Origin of the sequence: Flavonifractor plautii ATCC 29863 (assembly GCF_000239295.1) — a bacterium.
Lineage (GTDB): Bacteria > Bacillota > Clostridia > Oscillospirales > Oscillospiraceae > Flavonifractor > Flavonifractor plautii.
The window spans coordinates 1-8,118 of record NZ_JH417665.1 but is presented as its reverse complement, the minus strand read 5'-3'; the positions used below and the strand labels follow the sequence as shown (position 1 = coordinate 8,118).

10 protein-coding genes are annotated in these 8,118 nt (G+C 64.3%); 7 read left to right on the top strand and 3 right to left on the bottom strand.

The window, feature by feature from the left end; translation table 11 throughout:
• The first annotated feature begins 139 nt into the window (after positions 1-139).
• The 7 genes from polA to tsaD all read left to right on the top strand — a co-directional run bounded on the left by polA (position 140) and on the right by tsaD (position 6,018).
• Positions 140-2,788, top strand: a complete 2,649-nt coding sequence (polA, locus tag HMPREF0372_RS03295; protein ID WP_007488965.1) for a DNA polymerase I — start codon at positions 140-142, stop codon at positions 2,786-2,788.
• 17 nt (positions 2,789-2,805) lie between these two features.
• A complete protein-coding gene (locus HMPREF0372_RS03290; RefSeq protein WP_007488964.1) occupies positions 2,806-3,045 on the top strand; it encodes a DUF6199 family natural product biosynthesis protein in 240 nt (79 codons plus the stop codon).
• A 21-nt stretch (positions 3,046-3,066) separates the two neighbouring features.
• Complete coding sequence (locus HMPREF0372_RS03285) at positions 3,067-3,651, top strand: GNAT family N-acetyltransferase (RefSeq protein ID WP_007488963.1); 585 nt, start codon at positions 3,067-3,069, stop codon at positions 3,649-3,651.
• A gap of 13 nt (positions 3,652-3,664) precedes the next feature.
• The gene (locus tag HMPREF0372_RS03280; RefSeq protein ID WP_007488962.1) at positions 3,665-3,904 is read left to right on the top strand and encodes a hypothetical protein; all 240 of its coding nucleotides are present in this window, start codon (positions 3,665-3,667) and stop codon (positions 3,902-3,904) included.
• A gap of 13 nt (positions 3,905-3,917) precedes the next feature.
• A complete protein-coding gene (gene rimI / locus HMPREF0372_RS03275) occupies positions 3,918-4,370 on the top strand; it encodes a ribosomal protein S18-alanine N-acetyltransferase (protein WP_007488961.1) in 453 nt (150 codons plus the stop codon).
• Positions 4,363-4,941 (top strand): GNAT family N-acetyltransferase, encoded by a 579-nt coding sequence (locus HMPREF0372_RS03270; RefSeq protein WP_007488959.1) that lies wholly within the window; start codon positions 4,363-4,365, stop codon positions 4,939-4,941. The genes rimI and HMPREF0372_RS03270 overlap by 8 nt, the downstream gene beginning before the upstream one ends.
• A 66-nt stretch (positions 4,942-5,007) precedes the next feature.
• Positions 5,008-6,018 (top strand): tRNA (adenosine(37)-N6)-threonylcarbamoyltransferase complex transferase subunit TsaD, encoded by a 1,011-nt coding sequence (tsaD, locus tag HMPREF0372_RS03265; RefSeq protein ID WP_007488957.1) that lies wholly within the window; start codon positions 5,008-5,010, stop codon positions 6,016-6,018.
• 656 nt (positions 6,019-6,674) lie between these two features.
• Here tsaD and rplT read toward each other — a convergent pair.
• From rplT to infC, 3 genes are read right to left on the bottom strand one after another with little or no spacing between them, the layout of a single operon-like run.
• A complete protein-coding gene (gene rplT / locus HMPREF0372_RS03260) occupies positions 6,675-7,031 on the bottom strand; it encodes a 50S ribosomal protein L20 (RefSeq protein ID WP_007488952.1) in 357 nt (118 codons plus the stop codon).
• 41 nt (positions 7,032-7,072) lie between these two features.
• Positions 7,073-7,276 carry a 50S ribosomal protein L35 gene (gene rpmI, locus HMPREF0372_RS03255; RefSeq protein ID WP_007488951.1) on the bottom strand — a complete coding sequence of 68 codons (204 nt, stop codon included), beginning with the start codon at positions 7,274-7,276 and terminating at the stop codon, positions 7,073-7,075.
• A gap of 42 nt (positions 7,277-7,318) precedes the next feature.
• Positions 7,319-7,885 (bottom strand): translation initiation factor IF-3, encoded by a 567-nt coding sequence (gene infC / locus HMPREF0372_RS03250; protein ID WP_044940520.1) that lies wholly within the window; start codon positions 7,883-7,885, stop codon positions 7,319-7,321.
• Positions 7,886-8,118: the final 233 nt, after the last annotated feature.

Below are 8,118 nucleotides of genomic sequence, written 5' to 3'. Positions count from 1 at the left end.
CAGATGTCCAATATGTATTGTAGTCCTACAATGCCCGATTCCATCGGGCACACGCCTTTATTGCTTAAAATATTATAATATGGTATAATATTATCTCATTGAATTGCTCCGGGCGTGCCCGGGGACAGGAGGCTACCGCATGAAACTCATGGTCATTGACGGCAATTCCCTCATCAACCGGGCCTTTTACGGTATACGGATGCTTACCACCAAGGACGGGCAGCCCACCAACGCCGTCTATGGCTTTGTCAACATCCTGCTCAAGCTGCTGGACGAGGAGAAGCCCGACGCCCTGTGCGTCACCTTCGACCGGAAGGCCCCCACCTTCCGCCACCTGGCCTACGAGGGCTACAAGGCGCAGCGGAAGGGGATGCCCGACGAGCTGGCCGCCCAGCTTCCCGTGCTCAAGGACGTGCTGGACGCCATGAATATCCCCCGCTACGAGCTGGACGGCTGGGAGGCCGACGATCTGATCGGCACCATCGCCGCCAGGGATACCGTCGCCGGGTGGGAAACCGTGATCGTCACCGGCGACAAGGACTCGCTCCAGTTGGTCACGGACAGCACCCGGGTCAAGCTGGTGTCCACCCGAATGGGGCAGACCACCACGAAGGAGATGACCCCGGAGACCTTCCGGGAGGCCTACGGCTTCGCCCCCGTCCACATCGTGGACTTGAAGGCGCTGATGGGGGACACCAGCGACAACATTCCAGGCGTCAAGGGCATTGGGGAGAAGACCGCGATGGATCTGATCCAGCGCTACCAGAGCGTGGAGGCCATCTACGCCGACGTGGAGGGCGTGGAGGCCAAGCCCGCGGTCAAGAAAAAGCTGGCCGAGGGGGAAGAACAGGCCAGAATGTCCTATGATCTGGCCACCATCCGCTGCGACGCGCCCATCGACTTCTCCCCCGAGGACGCCCGGCGGCGGGAGCCGGACGGCCCTGCCCTGTACGAGCTGTTTCTGGCGCTGGAGTTCAACAAGCTCATCGACAAGATGGGGCTGAGCGGCGGCCCGGCGGCCGGACGGGCGGACAAGCCCGCCGCCGGGGCCGTCCGGCAGGAGCGCGTCACCGACCGGGTTCGCATGGAGGAGCTGGTGGAGCAGTGGCGGAGGGAGCCGTGGGTCGCGGTGCTGGCCCTGCCCTCTCTGGATGTGGTGGCGGTGGCCTGGGACGGCGGAGCCAGGGCTGCCCTGTGCGCGGCGGACCGGCTGGAGGGGTACAATGAGCTGCTGCGGGCCCTGTTCTCCGGGGAGATCCAAAAGGTGTCCCACAATGTCAAGGATCTGATGCACCTGCTGCTGGACGAGGGACTGAGCGCCGACGGGTTCTGCTTTGACACCGCCCTGGCCGCCTATCTGCTCTCTCCCACCGACGGCAGCTACGAGCTGGAGAAGCTGGGGATCACCTATTTCAACCAGGAGTTCCCCAAGGCAAAGGAGTACCTGGCCCCCGACGCTTTCGGTCCCCTGGCCGACCCGGCGGGACCGGCGGAGGCCATGTGCGCCCACGCCGCCTTGACGGCCGCGCTGTACGGGGCCCTCGCCCCCAAGCTGGAGGAGCTGGGCATGCACGAGCTCTATTACGGCCTGGAGCTGCCCCTCTGTCCCGTGCTGGCGGAAATGGAACGGGCGGGCATGCTGGTGGACCGGAGGGCACTGGCCGACTTCGGTATCCTGCTGGACGGGCGTATTCAGGCCGACGAGGCCCTCATCTACGAGCTGGCGGGGGAGGAGTTCAACATCAACTCCACCCAGCAGTTCGGCCGCATCCTGTTTGACAAGCTGGGCCTGCCCCCGGTGAAGAAGACCAAGACGGGCTACTCCACGAACGCCGACGTGCTGGAGAAGCTGCGGGACAAGCACCCCATCGTGGAGGCGGTGCTGGACTACCGGCAGCTGGCCAAGCTGAAATCCACCTATGTGGATGGGCTGACCAAGGTCATCGCCGCCGACGGACGCATCCACACCTCCTTCCAGAACACCGTCACCGCCACCGGGCGGCTGAGCTCCACCGAGCCCAACCTCCAGAACATCCCCGTCCGCACCGAGCTGGGGGCGGAGCTGCGCAAGATGTTTGTGGCCCCGGCGGGGAGGGTGCTGGTGGATGCGGACTACTCCCAGATTGAACTGCGCCTGCTGGCCCACATTGCGGGGGACGAGCACATGATTGCCGCCTTCCGCACCGGGGAGGATATCCACACCGTCACCGCCTCCCAGGTGTTCGGCGTGCCCCCGGAGCAGGTGACCCACGAGATGCGCCGCCGGGCCAAGGCGGTGAACTTTGGTATCGTCTACGGCATCTCCGACTTCTCCCTGTCCCAGGACATCGGGGTGACCCGGGCGGAGGCCAAGGCGTATATGGAAAAGTACTTTGAGAAATATTCTGGCGTCCACGCCTACATGACCCAGGTGGTGGAGCGGGCCAAGGCCGACGGCTATGTGTCCACCCTCATGGGCCGCCGCCGGTGGCTGCCGGAGCTCAAGTCCTCCAACTTCAACCTGCGCTCCTTCGGCGAGCGAGTGGCGCTGAACATGCCCATCCAGGGCACCGCCGCCGATCTCATTAAAAAGGCTATGCTCCGGGTGGACGGCCGCCTGCGCCGGGAGGGGCTGGAGGCCCGGCTGGTGCTCCAGGTCCACGACGAGCTGATCGTAGAGTGCCCCGAGGGGGAGGCGGAGCAGGTGCAGCGCCTGCTGGCCGAGGAGATGGAGCATGTGGCCGAGCTGGCCGTTCCCCTCACCGCCGAGGCCCACGCGGGCAAGAGCTGGGCGGAGGCCAAGGGCTGACGGAGAAAGGAGCATGTATGGATTATCTCGGAATCTGCCTGATTTCAGCGGCGATCATTGTTCTAGGGATTTTCATGGTGCGCAAGCCGGACTGGTGCTGGAAGCTGAAGCACGCTCTGGACACGGAGGGGGGAGAGCCGTCGAAGTACTATCTGGCGACCGTAAAGGTGCTGGGGACGGCCATGATCATCATCCCGGCGGTGGTGATCCTGGTTTCCATCCTCTCCCTGATTTTGGCGGCTGTAGGCTTGGGATAGCATGAAAGGGGAGGAGCTTTAATGGATCTGCGCCCCATTCCCGCCCGGGACTGGGCGGACTGGTACACCCAAGAGCTGTGTGCCTCCTTTCCCGCCTGCGAGTGCAAGCCGCTGGAGGCCATCCGCGCCCTGGCGGCAGAGGGCCGCTATGAGCTGCTGGGCCTCTACGATGGGGTGGCCCTGCTGGGCTACGCCACCCTGTGGAGCACTCCGGAGTGGCCGGACTATGTGCTTCTGGACTATCTGGGGGTGACCGCCGCCCGCCGGAACGGCGGTCTGGGCGGGGCCATCCTGAAGATGCTGGCCGCCCGGGAGGCGGGGCGGCGGACGGTACTCGTCGAGGCCGAGGCGGAGCGCTCCGGCGGCCCGGAGGAGGAGCGGCCCCTGCGGCTGCGCCGCCTGGGGTTCTATGCCCGAAACGGCTGCACCCCCGTTTATGAGAGCTTCAACTGCGGCCTGCTCTGCCAGGTCTTTGTGCTGGGGCCCGCCCCGGCGGATCGGGCGGATCTCAAGGCGGCCCACCGGGCCATCTACGGCCCGGCCCGGACGGACGTGGTCATAGACCCGCCCCCCGGCGCGGTGCCGGAGCCGCCCTACTGGATGTAACAGAGGTGTTGACATGATACAATTGCAAGTGTGTTTCTGCCTGCTGGGGCTGGCGCTGGCCGCGCTGGGCGTGGCGATGCTCCTCCGGCCCCAGAGGCTGCGGCGCTTCCTGCGGCGGCTGGACGCCCGGCTGTGGAAGTGGACGGGGCGGCGGCTGGCCTGGAGCCGGCTGGCCGGCAGCGGCCTGCTGCTGCTGGGCAGCGTCCTGTTCCTGGTGCTGCTGGCGGCCCTGCTGCTGCGGGCGCTCTACTGAGGGGGGCAGAGGGATGAACTACAGGCTGATCCCCATGGAGCGGGCCCATCTGCCCCAGGCGGCGGAGCTGGAGCGGCAGTGCTTCTCCGATCCCTGGACGGAGGCGCAGCTGGCGGGTGAGCTGGACAACGAGCTGCTCTCCCTGTCGGCGGCCGTGGGGGAGGACGGGACGGTGCTGGGCTACGCCGAGGTGCGGGTGATCCTGGACGAGGGCACCCTGGAGCGCATCGCCGTGGCCCCCCGATACCGCCGCCAGGGCATCGCGGAGGCCCTGCTGGACGCATACATACAGTACGGCCGGGAGCACTTGGCCTTCCTCACCCTGGAGGTGCGGGCGGGCAACGCCCCCGCCATCGCCCTCTATGAGAAGCTGGGCTTCCGGGAGGTGGGCCGCCGGAAGAACTACTACCGTGCCGAGCACGAGGACGCCCTGCTGATGACGGTGGAGTTTGACCGCCATGGCTGAACTGCGTCTGCTCACCGCCCGGCAGCTCCGGCAGGTGTACCGGGAGCGGGTACGGTCCGATTTTCCGCCCAGCGAGCGGCGGCCTCTTGCCTCCATGGAGCGCCTGCGGGCGGCAGGGGTATACGACACCTGGGGGATGTACGAGGGAGAGGAGCTGCTGGCGTACGCTTTCCTGTGGCGGTCGGAGGCGTACGGCGTGGCGCTGCTGGACTATCTGGCCGTGTGCCGGGAGGGCCGGGGGCGGGGAACCGGTACCCTGGCGCTTTCCCTGCTCCAGGCCCGCTATGGGGGCTGCTCCCTACTGGTGGAGGCGGAGGCCCAGGAGGAGAGCGCCCCGCCGGAGGAAAACGCCCTGCGGGCCAGGCGGCAGTCCTTCTATGAGCGCTCCGGCTTCCGGCGGCTGGACTACCAGACCCGGATTTTCGGTGTGCAATACGCCATGCTGGTGTGGCCGGAGGAGGACGCCGCAGAGCCGGAGCGGCTCCAGGATGCCCACCGGGGCCTGTATCGGGGCCAGCTCCCGAACCCGCTGTTCCGGCGGGTGATCCACATTCCGGCAGACGAGCACTGAGGCGGAGCCGGCTTTTTCCGCCGCCTGATATGTACCTGACGATCCCGCAAGAAAGGACTGATTCGGATGAATATCCTGGCCTTTGAATCCTCGTGTGACGAGACCGCGGCGGCGGTGGTGCGGGACGGCCGCACCGTGCTGTCCGATGTGATTGCCTCCCAGGCGGATATGCACGCCGTCTACGGCGGCGTGGTGCCGGAGATCGCCTCCCGCAAGCACGTGGAGGCCATCGCGGGCCTGGCCGACCAGGCCCTGGCCCGGGCGGGGCTGACCCGGGCGGACATCGACGCCGTGGCGGTCACCTACGCCCCCGGCCTCATCGGTGCGCTGCTGGTGGGGGTCAACTTCGCCAAAGCAGCGGCCTATGGACTGGGGGTGCCGCTGATCCCGGTGCACCATGTCCGGGGCCACATCGCCGCCAACTACATCACTCATCCCGAGCTGGAGCCCCCCTTCGTCTGCCTGTGCGTCTCCGGCGGCAACACCATGCTGGTAGACGTGAGGGACTACACGGACATGGCGATTTTGGGCGCTACCCGGGACGACGCGGCGGGGGAGTGCTTTGACAAGGTGGCACGGGTGCTGGGCATCGGCTACCCCGGCGGCGCGCCCATGGACGCTCTGGCCCAGGGGGGGGACGACCGGCGCTATGAGCTCCCCCGCGCCCACGTGGCCGACGCGCCGCTGGACATGTCCTTTTCGGGCCTCAAGACGGCGGTGCTCAATCTGGCCCACAACGCCGCCCAGAAGGGGGAGACGCTGGATCTCCCTGGCCTGGCCGCCTCCTTTGCCGCCGCGGTGAGCGATACCCTGGTGCCCCGCACCATGGAGGCCGCCCGCCGGACGGGCTATGGCAAGGTGGCCGTGGCGGGGGGGGTGGCGGCCAACAGCCGCATCCGGGCCGATCTGGAGCGGGCCTGCCGGGCCAGCGGCCACAGGCTCTACCTGCCCGCCCTGTCTCTGTGCGGGGACAACGGGGCCATGATCGGCTGCCAGGCCTACTACGAGTATCAGGCGGGCCGACGGGGCGATCTGGCCCTCAACGCCTATGCCACCCGCTCCATCGAGCAGGGCTGAGACAAAATGCACCGCCCCGGAAACCTTGGTTTCCGGGGCGGTGCATTTTTGACAGAGGGCGGCAACGGGATTCAAAATTGTGTTATGTCTACTATGACTCCAAAGCGGCCAAAAGTGGGGACTTCGGTTGAAGCAGGTGGATAACTGGGTGGATAAGTGCATAACTGACTGGGACGCTAAGGAGGAGAGGGGGTGGAAAACCCGGTGGACAATGTGAATAACTCTCTGTAGAGGCGCTGAGATGGGTGAATTATGTCAAATAAATGGAGAAAAAATCCAGGGGGAAATGGGGGCGAAACAGAAAAAACAGGGCGGTGACTGACTGGTTTTTCGTCTGATTGGGCCTTGACAGGCGGGCAGAGCAGGGGACACACCCGGCCCGCCCGGCAGGAAATTTGCAGCTTTTCCGCCGCGGGGCAGAGGCGTATACAATGGGTATTGAACAGGAATAAAACTTCATGCGCCACGGGCGCACCACGAACACAGGCAAAAGCCGGGGCGTATGAAGTTTTTGCGCATGTGGGCCGTCCCGGCCCCCGCGCTTTTAATTTCATGGCCGTGCCGCTGAAAGCGGCACATGGCCAATTTTGCTATGCTTTTGCATAGCAAAAAAGCGGCCGCAGCGTACGCTGCGGCCGGTAGAACGTGGGAGTAGTTCAGGCCAGCTTGGACTTGGCCAGCTCGGTCAGGGTGGTGAAAGCGGCCTTGTCGTTGACGGCCAGCTCCGCCAGCATCTTGCGGTTGATCTCCACACCGGCCTTCTTCAGGCCGTTCATGAAGGTAGAGTAGTTCATCCCGTTCATCTTGCAGGCGGCGGAAATGCGGGTGATCCACAGGGAGCGGAAGTCGCGCTTCTTCAGGCGGCGGCCGGTGTAGGCATAGGACAGGGACTTCATCACCTGCTCGTTGGCCATCTTGAAGTGCTTGCTCTTGGCGCCCCAGTAGCCCTTGGCCAGCTTGAGGACCTTATTTCTTCTCTTGCGCGTCATCATCGCGCCTTTGACTCTAGCCATTGTAAAAAGCCTCCTATGTTAAGGTAAAAATCAGTCTTATCTTATTTGTAGGGGATCATGCGCTTGATGGCGGGCTCGTTGGTCTTGTCCGCATAAGCGCCGGCGCGGAGGCCTCTCTTGCGCTTGGTGTCCTTGTCGTGACCGTTGAGCAGGTGACGCTTGTTGGCGTGGGCGCGCTTGACCTTGCCGGACTTGGTCAGGCTGAATCTCTTTTTCGCACCGCTGTGAGTCTTGAGCTTAGGCATGGTGGTAAAACTCCTTTTCTTTCAATTCAAAACGTGCGGGGTTCAGGACTTCTTGGCTTCCTTGGCAACCTTGGGGGAGAGGAAGATGGACATGTGCCGTCCGTCCAGCTTGGGGTCCTTGTCCAACGTGGCGACCTCGCCGCACTGCTCGGCAAACTTGAGCAGCAGGCCCTTGCCGATGTCGGTGTGAGCCATCTCGCGGCCGCGGAAGCGGACCGTAACCTTCACCCGGTTGCCCTCGGCCAGGAACTTCTGGGCGTTGCGGAGCTTCACATTGAAGTCGTTCACGTCGATACTGGGAGACATACGGACTTCCTTGATCTCCACGACGTGCTGGTTTTTCCGCGCCTCCTTCTCCCGCTTGGTCTGCTCGAACTTGTACTTGCCGTAGTCCATGAGCTTGCAGACGGGGGGATTCGCAGTGGGAGAGATCTTCACCAGGTCCAGATTCGCGTCCATGGCGCGCTCCAGCGCTTCCCGGGCGGACATGATGCCCAGCTGCTCTCCGGTGTCGGAGACCAGGCGAACCTCCTTGTCGCGGATCTCTTCGTTGATTTGATGACCCTGTTTGCTGATACGAAAGCACCTCCAATTCTCAGATACATACAAAAAAACGGCTACCAGTCCGGTACCCGCATCCAACCTGAACACGCACGCGCCGCATCGGGCGCGCACGGGAAACCTGATTGACCTCTTTGCCGTGGGCTGGAGGTGAGGATGGGGGCACCGATCCTGCTTTGTTTTGCTCTGATAGTATAGCAGACCGTTGGCGTAGTGTCAAGAGAAATTTCAAAGGCCCGGTTGGGGCTTCTGTAGGACTACAATACATATTGGACATCTGA